Annotated in this window: 12 protein-coding genes; 5 read left to right on the forward strand and 7 right to left on the reverse strand. The window is 63.2% G+C overall.

The window, feature by feature from the left end; all coding sequences use genetic code 11:
• The coding region (locus JF290_RS12015) for a transposase (RefSeq protein WP_199025136.1) at positions 1 to 157 on the forward strand (157 nt) is incomplete at its 5' end.
• Between the two features lie 225 nt (positions 158 to 382).
• On the opposite strand, the gene JF290_RS12020 is transcribed toward JF290_RS12015, so the two are convergent.
• Positions 383 to 1,489 (reverse strand): tyrosine-type recombinase/integrase, encoded by a 1,107-nt coding sequence (locus JF290_RS12020; RefSeq protein ID WP_199025137.1) that lies wholly within the window; start codon positions 1,487 to 1,489, stop codon positions 383 to 385.
• Positions 1,490 to 1,514: 25 nt separating this feature from the next.
• A complete protein-coding gene (locus JF290_RS12025) occupies positions 1,515 to 1,754 on the reverse strand; it encodes a helix-turn-helix transcriptional regulator (RefSeq protein WP_199025138.1) in 240 nt (79 codons plus the stop codon).
• Positions 1,755 to 2,988: 1,234 nt separating this feature from the next.
• Here JF290_RS12025 and JF290_RS12030 point away from each other — a divergent pair.
• On the forward strand, positions 2,989 to 3,861 hold the full coding sequence (locus JF290_RS12030; RefSeq protein ID WP_233155311.1) for a hypothetical protein: 873 nt from the start codon (positions 2,989 to 2,991) through the stop codon (positions 3,859 to 3,861).
• A gap of 213 nt (positions 3,862 to 4,074) precedes the next feature.
• Here the strand turns inward: JF290_RS12030 and JF290_RS12035 are convergent, their stop codons facing one another.
• The gene (locus JF290_RS12035; protein WP_199025139.1) at positions 4,075 to 6,555 is read right to left on the reverse strand and encodes an adenosylcobalamin-dependent ribonucleoside-diphosphate reductase; all 2,481 of its coding nucleotides are present in this window, start codon (positions 6,553 to 6,555) and stop codon (positions 4,075 to 4,077) included.
• A gap of 91 nt (positions 6,556 to 6,646) precedes the next feature.
• Here JF290_RS12035 and JF290_RS12040 point away from each other — a divergent pair, with 91 nt between their 5' ends.
• Complete coding sequence (locus JF290_RS12040; RefSeq protein WP_199025140.1) at positions 6,647 to 7,078, forward strand: DUF1489 family protein; 432 nt, start codon at positions 6,647 to 6,649, stop codon at positions 7,076 to 7,078.
• 100 nt (positions 7,079 to 7,178) lie between these two features.
• Positions 7,179 to 7,988 carry a glycoside hydrolase family 25 protein gene (locus JF290_RS12045; protein WP_199025141.1) on the forward strand — a complete coding sequence of 270 codons (810 nt, stop codon included), beginning with the start codon at positions 7,179 to 7,181 and terminating at the stop codon, positions 7,986 to 7,988.
• A 123-nt stretch (positions 7,989 to 8,111) separates the two neighbouring features.
• On the opposite strand, the gene hisG is transcribed toward JF290_RS12045, so the two are convergent.
• Genes hisG through hisS form a run of 3 tightly spaced genes read right to left on the reverse strand, consistent with a single transcriptional unit; the run spans position 8,112 to position 11,526 of the window.
• On the reverse strand, positions 8,112 to 8,801 hold the full coding sequence (gene hisG, locus JF290_RS12050) for an ATP phosphoribosyltransferase (protein WP_199025142.1): 690 nt from the start codon (positions 8,799 to 8,801) through the stop codon (positions 8,112 to 8,114).
• Entirely contained in the window at positions 8,798 to 9,886 is a 1,089-nt protein-coding gene (locus tag JF290_RS12055; protein ID WP_199025143.1) for an ATP phosphoribosyltransferase regulatory subunit, read from the reverse strand. Before JF290_RS12055 ends, hisG begins: the two co-directional genes overlap by 4 nt.
• Entirely contained in the window at positions 9,886 to 11,526 is a 1,641-nt protein-coding gene (gene hisS, locus JF290_RS12060) for a histidine--tRNA ligase (protein WP_199025144.1), read from the reverse strand. The genes JF290_RS12055 and hisS overlap by 1 nt, the downstream gene beginning before the upstream one ends.
• A gap of 188 nt (positions 11,527 to 11,714) precedes the next feature.
• Here hisS and JF290_RS12065 point away from each other — a divergent pair, with 188 nt between their 5' ends.
• Positions 11,715 to 11,909: a SlyX family protein gene (locus JF290_RS12065; RefSeq protein ID WP_199025145.1), complete on the forward strand. Its 195-nt coding sequence runs from the start codon at positions 11,715 to 11,717 to the stop codon at positions 11,907 to 11,909.
• A 13-nt stretch (positions 11,910 to 11,922) separates the two neighbouring features.
• Here JF290_RS12065 and dnaE read toward each other — a convergent pair whose 3' ends face one another.
• Entirely contained in the window at positions 11,923 to 15,435 is a 3,513-nt protein-coding gene (gene dnaE, locus JF290_RS12070) for a DNA polymerase III subunit alpha (protein WP_199025146.1), read from the reverse strand.
• Between the last annotated feature and the right edge of the window lie 172 nt (positions 15,436 to 15,607).

Raw genomic sequence — 15,607 nt, forward strand, 5'->3', positions numbered from 1 at the left:
CAAATACGACAAGCGCCGCTACAAACGCCGCAATCGGATCGAGATCATGTTCGGCAGGCTCAAGGACTGGCGGCGTGTCGCCACCCGCTACGACCGGTGCCCGAAGGTCTTCCTCTCGGCAATCGCTCTCGCCGCTACGGTCATCTACTGGCTATGAGTCCTGAGCCTAACGTTCGCAAGGCTTTTTCCGGGATTGGAGGGTCAGGCAAAGGAAGTTGCCTTTCGGAATGGTCTGGTCACGTAACTCAAGTGTGGGTTTTTCTCTGGGGACCACATGTCTGCAGCATCACGATCGTGCGATTTGTTACTTCAATCCCTACAGTTGAGCGGAAGCAGTCGCCGTCAAATTAGCAAAGGAAAAGAACCATAGTCATGATGGGAACTAGATCTCCTTTGGTTCCACCCCTCCCGGCCCACCCCCACCCCGCGACAACAGCTTCATCCCGGACGCCGCCAGCACCTTCTGACGCGCGGCGCGGGTGTAGCGCGAGGCTTCCTTCATGGTCGTCCAGCCGAAGATCGCCATCAGCTGCCGCTCGGTCGCCCCGTTTTCGGCCGCAAGCGCTGCGCCCGCCTTGCGCAGCCCGTGGGCGGAACAGTGCTTCAGCCCGGCCTCGTCGCATTGCTTGCGGAACCAGTTGCCGAAGCCGTTCGAGGTGAAGGGCTTGCCGAAGGCCGTGACGAGGAAGGCGAGGTTGCCGGTGGGGGTGGCGTCGAGCACGGCCTTCAACTCGGGAAGGACCGGGATGGAAAGGGTGACGGGCTTGCGGTCGCGGTTCTTGGCCTGGGTCAGGGTGATCCAGCCGTCCTTGATGTGCTGGGGCCCGAGCCGGACGATGTCCGACCGCCGCTGCCCGGTGTAGAGCATTAGCGCCAGCGCCAGCCGCGGCTTGCTGCCGATCGGGTGATGGTCCTCGAACTGCCGGACCTCCTCCATCGTCCAGGAATGGAAACCGTCCCCCTTGGCCTTGAGGTAGGGCACATCGCGGGCCGGGTTTCGCTGCGCCAGCTCGTATTCGACCGCGAAGGCATAGACCTGCCTAAGCGCCTTGACGAAGCCGTTCGCGGCTTCGGGCCGGTCGGCCATCTCGTCCCGCATGCGCCGCACGTGACGGGGCTCCATCAGCGCGTAGGGCTTCGATCCGCTCTTCTCGCAGATCCGGTCGAGGATGCCGCGGCGGACATACTTGGTGCGACTGCTCAGGCGCTGGTACTCGGCCGAGACGTAATACTGCTCGCAGAGCCACTTGAAGCTGCCCCGCGATCCGCGCCGCTCGAGCGGTCCGGCCGGCGCGCTCGGCGTGGCGCCAATCATCGCGGCGCGGTATTCGGCGAGGAAGTCCTCCGTTCCCGGCTGGCTCCTCAGCCGCACCTTCAGGTGCCCGGGCCGCCGCAGGTAGACGCGCACGTTCCCGTGCCGGTCGGTATCCTCGATGACGTGCTTCAGGCGGATGCTGCCCGAGCCGTCTCTCATCCTGAATGTGGGCATTGCACGCGCTGCCTTTCGTCAGCCGTCAGTCGTCCCAGGGATTGTGGTCGGAGAGATCTCCATCAGGGATCAGCTCGAACGCCCGGTCAAGTTTTTTCCGGTCCCAGATCGTCCGGGCATTGATCCGCTTGGGCGGCGGCATGCGCCGGTCGCGGACCAGGTGATCGAAGAGCGTGGGCGACACCCCGATATAGGCCGCCGCCTCGGTCCGCGAGAGACCGCGGGGCGCGAGCGTGGGCGGCAGGATGGCGGGGCGCTTGGGCATGGGGCGATGGGTTTGGGTTTCGGGTGCTCCAAGGATGCCGGAAAGGGAGAGAGGAACGAAGCCGAGAACGGGCGGAGTAGGTCTGTGGCGGGGAATGACAGGCGGACGGCGGTTGTAGCTTTGCGGGGCGATGTCCTGGCTGCGCTGGCGTAGTCGTGCGACGTCGCGCACAAGGCTCGGTGCCGCATGCAAAATCGTGTGAAATCAGACTACTGGCGAACTTCCTGCCGCAGAGCCCGAGAAGATGCCGCGCATTTTCCCATTCGACATCAACAACCTGCAAGGATATGCGGCACGCCTTTTATCTTGCGCTCCCATTGTTGAGCGCGAGATGCCACCTCCCGATACACGGAGTTGTTGCCTCTTCAACCGCGCAGCCACAAAGAGCAGGTTTCCGCACTGTGCATGCCAGTGATCTGAAAATACTGCGAAATTGCAGGAAACCTGCACACGACCGATTTGCATGCACGCGAAAACGCCAGTCACGTCAGTGACTTGCGGCAGTCGTGGCAGGCGCTTTTATCTTGCCCTTTTCGTTTTCCGCGGCATACCGCCAGCATACTTCTTGCCGTTCATTCGCCACGACATGCTTCAATACGATATTGTGAGAAGAAATTATTCTCCCGGCTTCGTCGCAAAAAACAGTCGCTCAGCACTCGAAACTGGCGCCAAGACCGTGCAATGAGCCTGCAATCGGGAGACTCTAGTGCTCCAACGTGATCGCGCCGAGATTACAGATTTTTTTGCAAACCATGTGCGTTTCCTTGGCGCAGTTTTTTGGGCTCGCCGCTACGAACTATACGGCCATCGCCAGCCGTACTCGGCAGTAGAAACGGTAGTGCAATTTACGCGTCCATAGAAGGTTGGCAGCGGATCCGTGGCATTTTGTTTGCTGAGCGATTGAGCTCTGGTCCGCAGCGCTGATGGATTCCGAAGCGATGCTGCGGTTGCGGAAAGACGGAAGCAGACAAGCGACAACGCTGACGCCCTGCGCCATCTGCAAGTACCTGCCCGATCACCCCGGATTGGAGGCTGCAACTGGGAGGAGCAGATAACTTAGACCAGTCTACGGTCCTTTACGGTTGAGTTCGCGTAAGGCAAGAATTGGAAAAGCGTTTCACTTAAAAGGTTTGCAATGCCCTCTCCCCAGATCGACACCTTCGCCACTCAGCTTCGTCAGAGGCGTGCCAATTATGGAACCCTTGAAGAGACCGCGGCGGCTTGCCGGAGCGAGATGGAAGCGATGTTTGGCGTCTTCAGTCCTGAGATGGTTGCGAACCTCTTGGCGGCGGTGGAGATCGTCCGAGCCGAGATTCAGGACGTGGAGATTCTCCGGCGCCACTCGATCGTCGATGCACCGGAAGACTGGTATCGCGGACCCGGCGCAAACAGCCGACATTGGACCGCACTGCACGAATATCTCAAGACCAAGGGCTGGAACCCAGACACGATCAGCTCGCTGGACCGTGCATCTACAGAAGTGGTCTCGTTGCTGGGCAATCCAGGCAAGGACAAGTTCGCCTGCCGCGGACTCGTAGTCGGCTATGTGCAATCCGGCAAGACCGCCAACATGACTGCGGTCATGGCAAAGGCCGTCGATGCCGGTTACAATATGATCATCGTCCTCGGTGGCGTGACGAACAAACTGCGCAAGCAGACCCAGGATCGGTTCGAGAAGGATGTGCTTCGTCACCGCACTCTCTGGCAACTCTACACCACGAGTGACCCGGCCGGCGATTTCGTCCAGCCCGCGAACGGTGGATTCGTCATGCCTGCGGAAGGTCATGCTCAGCTGATCGTGATGAAGAAAGAGGGAAGTCGCCTCAAGCAACTGCGGCGCACGATTGCCCGCACGCCCGCTGTGGTCCTGCGGGAGCTCAAGGTGCTCCTGATCGACGATGAATGCGATCAGGCCTCGGTGAATTCGGCGCGCGGCGAGTTCGACATGACGCGGATCAACGCAGAGATACGGCAAGTCCTGGCTGCGCTGCCGGCTGTCACTTACGTCGGTTACACCGCGACCCCCTTCGCAAACGTCTTCATTAACCCCTATGCTCCTTTCAACCCTCACAACGATCTGCGCTCATCCTGTGGCGAGAATCTTTGAGAAAAATTCAGTCTCCATTTCCGTTGACTGGCATCGGGATCCATGTTCCAGACAGGATGTCGACTTAGCGCCGAAATCGCGAAAAGCAGTGAAAATCACTCTGCAAACGCGATTTTCCTCAATGGCCGCCGTTAAGTTGTAAAATGGCCATTTCTTCCCGAAAATGGCCAAAAATTTGCTTGTCGTCACAATACACAACCAGCCCAAGCCAGATCATCCGCACTTGGAATGACCACAACTGGCGCAGGTCATGCAGCCCTCGACCATCCGCATGTCGTATTGGCCGCAGCTCGGGCAGGCCGGGCCGCGGGCGGGGCCTGCGTTGGCGACTTGCGCATGGGGGTCGGATTTCAGGCCCATGCCTTCGCCTTCGAGAAAACCTATGGCGACCATGTGGCGTTCGATGACGCCACCGATCGCGGCCAGGATCGAGGGGATGTATTTGCCCTGCACCCAGGCGCCGCCGCGCGGGTCGAAGACGGCCTTCAGTTCCTCGACCACGAAGGACACGTCGCCGCCGCGCCGGAACACAGCGCTGATCATCCGGGTCAGTGCCACGGTCCAGGCGAAATGCTCCATGTTCTTGGAGTTGATGAAAACCTCGAACGGGCGGCGGTGGCCATTGATGACGATGTCGTTGATGGTGATGTAGAGCGCATGTTCGCTGTCGGGCCATTTGACCTTGTAGGTGTTGCCTTCCAACGCCTGCGGCCGGTCGAGCGGCTCGGACATGTAGATTACGTCGCCGTGGGGCGTGAGGGGTTCTGCGTCGGATTTTGCGACAATTTCCGGAGAGTTTTTCCCGAACGCCAGCCACTCCTTGCTGACACCAATATGGCTTGAAACGGCTTCTGCTACACGCAGGGTAATTTCTTTCTTACCTGTCTCGATTTCGCTGACGTAGGTTTTGCTGAAACCGGCCCTTTCTCCAAGATCAGCGAGCGTCAGTCCTGCTTGATTGCGGGCTTCGCGCATGCGTTGACCTGCGTTCTTTTGGTCCGCCGCCACACTCAACACACTCCCGGTCACCTCGTTCGGCCGGTAGGTCGTGCAGCCCTTGCAGCCGGTATCCCACGCCTGAAGATAGACATCCTTGAAGTCGTCAAAGGATATGTCCTCGGGACAATTGATGGTTTTGGATATGGACGAATCCACCCACTTCTGGGCGGCCGCCTGCATCTTGACATGCTCGGACGGCGAGAGAGTCTGGGCGTTGACGAAGTAATCCGGCAGCTCCGCGTCACCGAAGCGGTCGCGCCACATCTGTACCGCGTAGTCGACCACTTCCTCCTCGGTGCGGCTGCCGTCCTTCTGCAGAACCTTGCGCGTGTAAGCATAGGCAAAGACCGGCTCGATGCCCGAACTGACATTGCCCGCATAGAGGCTGATCGTCCCGGTTGGCGCGATGCTGGTCAGAAGCGCGTTGCGGATCCCGTGTTCGCGGATCGCGTCCCGCACGTCCTCGTCCATGCCGCGCATGGTGCCGCTGTCGAGGAACTTCTCGGCATCAAAGAGCGCAAAGGCGCCTTTCTCCTTTGCCAATTGCACCGACGCCAGGTAGGCGGCGCGGGCGATCGCGTGCAACCAGTCCTCGGTCTGACGCGCCGCCTCGTCAGTTCCGTAGCGCAAGCCCATCATCAGGAGCGCGTCGGCAAGTCCGGTGACGCCAAGGCCGATGCGGCGCTTGGCCTGTGCTTCCGCGGCCTGTTCGGGCAGCGGGAATTTCGAGGCGTCGACCACGTTGTCCATCATCCGCACCGCGACGGCGACGAGCTCGGCCAGGGCTGTGCTGTCGAGCTGCGCCTCCTTGCCAAAGGGGTCGCTGACCAGACGCGCGAGGTTGATCGAGCCGAGCAGGCAAGCGCCGTAGGGTGGCAGGGGCTGTTCGCCGCAGGGGTTGGTCGCCGCGATGGTCTCGCAATAATTGAGGTTGTTGGCCGCGTTGATCCGGTCGATGAAGATCACGCCCGGTTCGGCGTAGTCATAGGTCGCCTTCATCATGCGATTCCAGAGATCGCGCGCCTGCACCGTGTGATAGACCTTCCCACCGAACTCCAGGTCCCAGGGCGCATCTCGCTTGACCGCGTCCATGAAGGCGTCGGTCACCAGGACAGACAGGTTGAACATGCGCAGGCGGGCCGGGTCGGCCTTGGCAGCGATGAACGCCTCGATGTCCGGGTGGTCGCACCGCATCGTCGCCATCATGGCGCCGCGCCGCGACCCGGCGGACATGATGGTGCGGCACATGGCATCCCAGACGTCCATGAAGGAGAGTGGGCCGGACGCATCCGCCGCGACGCCGCTGACCGCCGCGCCCTTGGGCCGGATGGTGCTGAAATCATAGCCGATGCCGCCACCCTGCTGCATCGTCAGCGCGGCCTCTTTCAGCATTTCGAAGATGCCGCCCATGCTGTCGGGAATCGTACCCATCACGAAGCAGTTGAACAGGGTCACCTGCCGCGCAGTGCCGGCCCCGGCGGTGATGCGCCCGGCCGGCAGGAACCTGAAATCCTCGAGCGCCGCGTAGAAGCGTTCTTCCCACAGGTCGGGGTCCTGTTCGACGCGCGCCAAATCACGGGCGATGCGCCGCCAGGTATCCTCGACGCTCTGGTCCTTTGGCGTTCCCGAGGCATCCTTGAAACGATACTTCATGTCCCAGATCTGTTCGGCGATCGGGGCGGCAAAACGGGTCATGGTCCGAATCCTTTGGCTGGCAGGCATCCACAATAGCTTGAAGCCGGGGCCGATTCCACTACCATATACCGTGTGGCTTGGGGGCGACTCTGTGGATAAGACGACCAATCTCATCAAACTTTCCGTCGGCACCGAAACCGTCGAGGCGCTGGCGGCGTGGCAGGCGAGCCGGGCTGCGAAAGGCAAGGACGGCCTGCCCCGCCACGTCACGCGCATGTGGCCGAAACGGGCGGACGAGATCGTGAATGGCGGGTCGATCTACTGGGTCATCAAGGGCCTTGTGCAATGCCGCCAGCGGGTGCTCCGGCTGGACGAGGTGATCGGGGCGGATGGTGTCCGGCGCTGCGCCATCGTGCTCGACCCGGAGCTGCACCGCACGCAAACGGTGCTTAAGCGGCCGTTCCAGGGCTGGCGCTACCTGCCGGTCGCCGACAGCCCGCGCGACCTGCCAAAGGGCCGTCTGAACGAGGACCCGCTTCCCACCGAACTGAACCGCGCGCTGGCGGAAATCGGCGTATTGTAGGGGGTCGCCGCTCGCTGCGGACAATGCGAAATCGAGAGGGCTTGCAAGCCGCACCGCGACCGGGGATGAGTGGGGCCCGACAGGCCCGACGGAGACTAGCGTGACACGACTTCTGACCCTTCTGCTTGCCCTCGCTCTGATCGCCGCCTGTGGACGCACGCCGCCGCCGATCGTTACGCAGATCGATCCGGAACCGCCCCGCGATCCCGAAACCGGCCTCGTCACCTATCCCGAGTTCGGCGACACCAAGCCGCATCCCTGGCAGGGCCGTGGGCCGGATTCCTACGCGATCCACGGCATCGACGTCGCCCGCTATCAGGGAGAAATCGACTGGCCGGCGGCGCGGCGCGCCGGGGTCAGCTTCGCCTTCATCAAGGCGACGGAAGGCGGCGATCATCTCGATCCGAAGTTCGAAGACCATTGGCGCGATGCCAAGCGGGCCGGCGTACCGCGGGGCGCCTATCACTACTACTATTTCTGCCGACCGCCCGAGGAGCAGGCGCGTTGGTTCATCCGCAACGTCCCGCGCGATTCCCGCGCCCTGCCCCACGTGCTCGACATGGAATGGAACCACACCTCGCCGACCTGTCGCCTGAGGCCGGATGGTGCCACCGTGCGCCGGGACGCCGCGACCTTCCTCGACATCCTCGAGGCGCATTACGGCCGCCGGCCGATGATCTATACCACCGTGGATTTCTTTGCCGATACCGGCATCGGGCGGCTGCGCGATACGGAGTTCTGGTTGCGGTCGGTCGCCGGCCACCCACGACAGGTCTATCCGGGCGCGTTCTGGACCTTCTGGCAGTATACCGGAACGGGCCTGGTCCCGGGAATCAGGGGCGAAGTGGATCTCAACGTGTTTCGCGCCGGCCCCGATGTATGGCTGCGATGGTCCGGCGGCGCGGGTTAGCGACCGACCCGCCGGTTTTCGACGAGGGCAGCAGGGCTCTGCCCCTGACCCCGGAGTATTTGTGCAAAGATGAAAAGGGGCCGTGCGCCACTGGCATCGGCATGCGCGTGGGGCAGACGACCCTCACTGCAGACGGTCGGTCAGCGCCTTCAACGCGGCTTTCTCCTGGTCGGAGACCACGGCGGTCCGGCTACGCCAAAGCGTGGCCTGGCTGCGCAGAACCAGCCCATCGCTCAGGATTTTCAAGTGATTGGCCCGCAGGGTTTCGCCGGTCGAGGTGATATCGGCGATCATCTCGGCGGTTTCGTTGGCGACAGTCCCCTCGGTCGCACCCTGGCTGTCGACCAGCTGGTAGTCGGCCACGCCGGCCTCGCGCAGGAACCCGTGAACCAGCCGGTGGTACTTGGTTGCGATCCGCATCCGGTGCCCATGCCGGGCGCGGAATGCCGCCGCGGCCGCATCGAGGTCATCGAGCGTGTCGACATCGACCCAGAAGCGCGGCACTGCGAGGATCAGGTCGGCATGGCCGAAGCCGAGCGGCGCGATCTCTTCAACCTGCTGTTCCCAAAGCGGCAGTTTCTCGTGCACCAGGTCCGTCCCCGTGACACCGAGGTGGATCCGGCCCGACGCCAGTTCCCGCGGCACCTCGCCCGCAGACAGCAACACCAGGTCGACCCCGTCGATTCCGCTGACCGAGCCCGCATACTCGCGATCCGATCCGCTTCTTGTGAGCGTTATACCGTGCCGGTCGAACCAGCCGAAGGTCTTTTCCATCAGCCGGCCCTTGGACGGCACGCCCAGCTTGAGGGTCATCGCGCGCCTCCGAGCAGATCCAGCAACAGGCCCGGCCGCAGCACGCCTCCAACGGCCGGGATCTCGGTCCCCTTGCCGAGCTGGCGGGTCAACGCATCGTAGCGTCCGCCCGTGGCAACCGGCGGCAGGTCGGGGCGGCGCTCGGCATAGAATCCGAAAACGAAGCCGTCATAGTATTCCATTGAGGTCCGCCCGTAACTGGCTTCGAAATCGAGGTCGTCCACATCGACACCCCGTGCCGCCAAGGCGCCAAGACGCGCCTCGAGCCGATAGAGCGCAGGCCCGATGGCGGGAAGGTCCACGGCGATGTCGCGCAACTGAGCCAAGGCGAAGGGCGCCGTTTCGCGCACGGCGAGAAGGCTTTCGAGCGCGTTCAGCTCGGTTGCCCCGATCGGCGGCGCGGCAGCATCCGCGCGCAGGGTTTCGATCCGGGCGGCGATCTCGGCAGGGCCGCGCCGTCCGATCGCCGGGCCGGCATCCGCCATCGGTTCGGTGCTGGCCAGAAGAGCGCTGCGTGTGGGTGGAACCGGACTGCGCCCGGCGAAACGGTCGAGAAGGGCGCGGAAGCGGCGCGGGCGCCAGATGTGGCGCATCAGGGCAGCCTTGCGTGCGGGTGTCGTGTTCAGCCCCTGAACCGCCGCCATGAGGATGCCGATGTCCCCGGTTGCGGCCCGGAGCGGTGCGCCGTCCACGGCCTGCGCGATCAGGGCGAAGACCTCGGCATCGGCGGCACCGGGATTGGAGCGGTCGAAGACTTCATAGCCGACCTGGATGTATTCGCTGGCGCGCGCCGGATCGTGCTCCTGTCGACGGAACACTTCGCCCGCATAGGTGTAGCGCGCCGGTTCGGCGCCTTGCACCATGTGCATCTGCACCACCGGAACGGTGAAATCGGGACGCAGCATCTGCTCGCCGCGCAGCGCGTCACTGGTCACGTAGGCGCGGGCCCGGATATCCTCGCCGTAAAGGTCGAGTAGCGTCTCAGCGGGTTGCAGGATCGGCGTTTCGATCGGCAGGGCTCCCGCCGCCTCGAACCCGGCGCGCAACCGGGCGGCCTCGGCCAAGGTTTCCGCTCGGCTGGCCATCAGGCCTGCCCAAGATCATGGGCGACAAGGATTTCGCGGACCTTCGCGACGAGGTCACCGCGGGCGACCTCGAACTGGCTGGGGCGCTCCTTCCATTCCTCGAGCGTCGCGTTCTGCGCGATCTGCGCCCCGAGGATCAGATCCTTGATCTGCACGACGCCACGCGCCTTTTCGTCGCCGCCCTCGATGATCGCGACGGGGCTGTTGCGCCTGTCCGCGTATTTCAGTTGATTGCCGAAGTTCTTCGGATTGCCAAGGTAGACCTCGGCCCGAACGCCCGCATTGCGCAACTCAGCCACCATCGCCTGATAGTCGGCCATGCGGTCGCGATCCATCACGGTGACGACGACCGGGCCGATCTCCTGCGCTGTGATCCGCCCTTTCTCGCGCAGGGCGGCCAGCAGCCGGTCGACCCCGATCGACACGCCCGTCGCGGGCACCGCCTGCCCGGTGAACCGTTTCACCAGGTCGTCATAACGCCCGCCGCCTGCGACCGAGCCGAACTGCCGCTTGCGGCCCTTGTCGTCGAAGATCTCAAAGGTCAGCTCTGCCTCGTAGACCGGACCGGTGTAATAGCCGAGACCGCGCACCACCGACGGGTCGATGACGATGCGGTCGGGACCGTAGCCTTGCGCCGCCAGCAGATCGGCGATCTGTTCCAGTTCAGCAACGCCTTCTGCACCAACTACAGAATTGTCCACGATACTTCGAAGGTATGTGCATGTAAGTCTGTTTGTGAACTCTTGGTTATCGACTGACAGACTTTTTCGATCACCTACCTCAATAGTTTCAGAAATTGACCGATACTTCGCTTCCCAATCAGCATTCAATTTGCCAGCAGGTTCCGCAATCGACGCTAGTTGTTCCGCTATTCGCTCCTTTCCCAATACGAAAGATAGGACAACTTCTACTTGGTCCTCTCCGAGCCCGGCACCTTTGGTGAAATCCCCACTCTCGTCCTCGCGGCCTTTGCCCAGCAGCGCGCGCACGCCCTCCGGCCCCAGTCGGTCCAGCTTGTCGATGGCGCGCAGAACGATGCCGCGTTCGTGGGCGAATTTCTCGGGGTCCGAAGGGTCCAGTACGCCCGCAACCTCCATCACCCCGTTCAGAACCTTGCGGTTGTTGATGCGGATTACATAGTCCCCGCGCGCGATCCCGACCGCTTCCAGCGTATCGCTCAGCATGGCGCAGATCTCGGCGTCCGCCGCCATGGACGCGCTGCCCACCGTGTCCGCATCGCATTGATAGAACTGGCGGAACCGTCCCGGTCCCGGCTTTTCGTTGCGCCAGACCGGCCCCATGGCATAGCGCCGGTAGGGAATCGGCAAGTCGTTCCTGTGCTGGGCATAGACCCGGGCAAGCGGCGCGGTCAGATCGTATCGCAGGGCGAGCCAGGCGGCGTCCTCCTCCTGCCACGCGAACACGCCTTCGTTGGGGCGATCGACATCCGGCAGGAACTTTCCCAGCGCCTCGACCGTTTCGACCGCCGAGCTTTCCAGCGCATCGAACCCGTAGCGATGATAGACGGCAGCGATCACGTTCAGCATCTCGGCCCGCTGTGTCACCTCGGCGCCAAAATAGTCACGGAATCCTTTCGGCGTCTCCGCCTTCGGACGGGGCTGCTTGCGGGTCTTGGCCATGTCGGGCGTCCTCGGATTGCCGGCTTGCCGCGCGGTCTAGCCGAAGGGCCGGACGGGGGCAAGCCGACGCGCCGACCCGGAGTCTTTCCGGCCACGCCGACCCGGTTCCGACGCCCAGGCCCCGAACTGCGGTTGGACAGGACGCGTCCCGTCTGTCAGGAAGTGCCCGACAGACAGGGACAATGGCCATGCAGCAGCTGGAAGAAAGACTCGCTCATCTCATCCGCACCGTCGACGAGCTCAGTGACGTGGTGGCCGCTCAGCAGGCCGAGATCGAAACGCTCTCGCGCCGGGTCGAGATGCTGATGCGGCGCGAAGCCGAACGCGAGACAGATGGCGGCGGCGGTATCGTTCTCGGCGACGAGCGTCCGCCACACTATTGATGCAGCGCCCGCATCAGAGATCCTCTACCGACACCACGCCGGCGAGGCTCTTCAGCGCGCCCTTCACCTGCGGGTTGATGGCGAAATCCTGACCGAGGTCGATATCGACCTCGCCCGGCAACTCGGGATCCATCAGGCAGAACTGCACCGGCCCGCGCGCCGCCTTGCGCGCGGCATCGCGCGCCTGGTCGAGCACGCTGGCCACCGCGTCGACCGCGGCAGCGTCATCGATGAACACCCGCAGACCGCTGGCGCCGATATCGGCGATGGCGACATCGATTTCCGCAACCGACCGGCCCAACAGCTTGAGCTGATCGCTTTCCAGCGTCGCCTCGACCGTAACCAGCACCTTCGATCCCGCATCGAGAAAATCGCGTGATTTCTCGAGCGTTTCGGAAAACAGTGTGACCTCGTAGGCGCCGGTCGCATCAGACATCTGGACAAAGGCGAAGCGGTTACCGCGAGCGGACTTGCGTTCCTGCCGTCCGGCGACCACACCCGCCATCTTGGCGACCAATGGCCCGCTCTCGCTCTTGCTGCGCACCTCGTCCAGGGTGACCACGCCCTTGCGCTTGAGGAAGGCCGCATAATCGTCCAGCGGATGGCCCGACAGGTAGAAGCCGACCGCCTTGAACTCCTCGGCCAGACGTTCGGCGGGCAACCAGTCGGTCGCCGGCGACAGGCGCGGTTCGGGCAGGTCGTCGCCCGCCTCGCCGAACAGGGATACCTGGTCCGAGTTCTTCTGGTCGTGCACGGCGGCGGAATAGGCAACCAGCGCATCGAGACTGTCATGCACCCGCCGCCGGTTCGGATCGAGTTGGTCGAACGCCCCGGCGCGGGCGAGCATCTCCAGCGGGCGCTTGCCGACGCGCTTCAGGTCGACCCGCCGGGCAAGATCGAAGAGCGTGGCAAAGGGCTTGTCGCGTCCGTCGACACGGCGACCATCGGTCACCAGGCGCATCGCCTCGATGCCGACGTTCTTCAGGGCCCCCAGCGCATAGACCAACGCGCCGTCGACGACCTTGAACATTGCATCCGAGCGGTTCACGCAGGGCGGCACCCAGGGCAGGTTCAGCCCCTTTTTCACCTCTTCGAAGTAGACGCCAAGCTTGTCGGTGAGGTGGATATCGCAATTCATCACCCCGGCCATGAACTCGACAGGGTGGTTCGCTTTCAACCAGGCGGTCTGATAGCTGACCACCGCATAGGCCGCCGCGTGCGACTTGTTGAAGCCGTAGTTGGCGAACTTCTCCAGAAGATCGAAAACCTCGCGCGCCTTTTCAGGACTGACGCCGTTCTCCTGCGCGCCCTTCTCGAATTTCGGCCGCTCCTTGGCCATTTCCTCGGCGATCTTCTTGCCCATCGCGCGGCGCAACAGGTCGGCGCCGCCAAGCGAATAGCCGGCCATTTCCTGCGCGATCTGCATCACCTGTTCCTGATAGACGATGATGCCCTGGGTTTCTTCAAGGATATGATCGATCAGCGGATGCACGGATTCGCGCTCACGCTTGCCGTTCTTGACCTCGCAATAGGCCGGGATGTTTTCCATCGGGCCGGGACGGTAGAGCGCCACAAGCGCCACGATGTCCTCGATGCAGGTCGGCTTCATGCGCTTGAGCGCATCCATCATGCCCGAACTTTCCACCTGGAACACCGCCACCGTCTTGGCGGCGGCGTAGAGCTTGTAGGACGCCTCGTCATCCAGCGGGATGGTCCCGATATCGTCGATCAGCCCCTCGGGCGGGTCGAACAGCTGTCGCCCGTCGGCGGCGATATGCAGGTGCCGCCCTGACGCCTTGATCTGATCGACCGCGTTCTGGATCACCGTCAGGGTCTTCAGGCCCAGGAAGTCGAACTTGACCAGACCCGCCTGCTCGACCCATTTCATGTTGAACTGGGTCGCCGGCATGTCCGACCGCGGATCCTGGTAGAGCGGCACCAGCGCATCCAGCGGCCGGTCGCCGATCACCACGCCCGCGGCATGGGTCGAGGCATTGCGCAGCAATCCCTCGACCTGTTGGCCATAGGTCAGCAGGCGGTCGACGACTTCTTCGTTCTTGGCTTCCTCGCGCAGACGCGGCTCGTCGCTCAACGCCTTCTCGATGCTGACCGGCTTGACGCCCTCGACAGGTATCATCTTGGACAGGCGATCCACCTGTCCGTAAGGCATCTGCAGCACCCGCCCGATATCGCGCACCGCGGCCTTGGACAGCAGCGCGCCGAAGGTGATGATCTGCCCCACCTTGTCGCGGCCGTATTTCTCCTGGACGTAGCGGATCACCTCTTCGCGCCGGTCCATACAGAAATCGATGTCGAAGTCTGGCATCGACACGCGTTCCGGGTTCAGGAAGCGCTCGAACAGAAGGCTGTAGCGCAAGGGATCGAGGTCGGTGATGGTCAACGCATAAGCGACCAGACTGCCGGCGCCCGAACCGCGACCGGGGCCGACTGGAATGTCGTGATCCTTGGCCCATTTGATGAAGTCGGCGACGATCAGGAAGTAGCCGGGAAAGCCCATGCCTTCGATGATGCCGAGTTCGAACTCGAGCCGCTTTTCATACTCGTCGACCGGGGCGGCATGGGGGATCACGGCCAGGCGGGCCTTCAGGCCCTGCTCGGCCTGCCGGCGCAGTTCGACCACCTCGTCATCGGCGAATTTCGGCAGGATCGGCGCGCGCCGATAGGCCATGAAGGCGCAGCGGCGGGCGATTTCGACAGTGTTCTCGATCGCTTCGGGCAGGTCGGCAAAGAGCGTCGCCATCTCTTGCGGCGACTTGAAGTAGTGCTGCGCGGTCAGGCGGCGCCGCGGGTCCTGCTGATCGACATAGGCCCCGTCGGCGATGCAGATCAGCGCGTCATGCGCCTCGTACATGTCGCTGGTCGGGAAATAGACGTCGTTGGTCGCCACAAGGGGCAGGTCCATCGCATAGGCCATCTCGACGTGGCCGCGTTCAGTCAGCCGTTCAGCGTCGGGCTGGCCAGACTCGTCCGGATGACGCTGAAGCTCGATGTAGAGCCTCGTCGGAAATGCGCCGGCAAGCCGCTGGACCAGCGCTTCGGCCACCGGGCGCTGGTTGTCGCGCAACAGCCGGCCCACCGGACCGTCCGGCCCGCCGGTCAGGCAGATCACGCCATCGCTGCAGCGTTCAAGCTCCTCGAGGGTCACATGCGGCAGGGACCCGTCACCGCGCAGGTAGAGGCACGAGTTGAGCTTCATCAGGTTCTCGTAGCCGATCTCGGATTGCGCCAGCAGCACCAGCGGCGCGGGCGGCTTGGGCCGCTCACCAGGCTGCGGCACCAGATAGGCCAGATCGACCTGGCAGCCGATGATCGGCTGCACACCAGCACCGGACAGCGCGACCGACGCCTCGAGCGCGCAGAACATGTTGTTGGTATCGGTCACCGCGACGGCGGGCATGTCGTGGTTACGGCAGAGATCCGGCAGCTTCTTCAGCCGCACGGCCCCCTCCAGCAGCGAGTATTCGGAATGCAGGCGAAGATGGATGAATCGGGGAGAGGCTGTCATGTGCGAACGCTACCCACCCTCGCCGAAGAGGGGAAGCGGGTTTTACCGCCTCGCCCGTGACGAGAGGTACGTTGCCACGGCAATTATATCCGTTCCGTTGAAACAGTTTCCGGGCTCCAGAATCGACACCAACGGCAACCGCATGATTCAACGCGACTAATTCATGTGCAGA

Source organism: Sedimentitalea arenosa (genome assembly GCF_016428585.1).
In the GTDB taxonomy this organism is placed as follows: domain Bacteria; phylum Pseudomonadota; class Alphaproteobacteria; order Rhodobacterales; family Rhodobacteraceae; genus Sedimentitalea; species Sedimentitalea arenosa.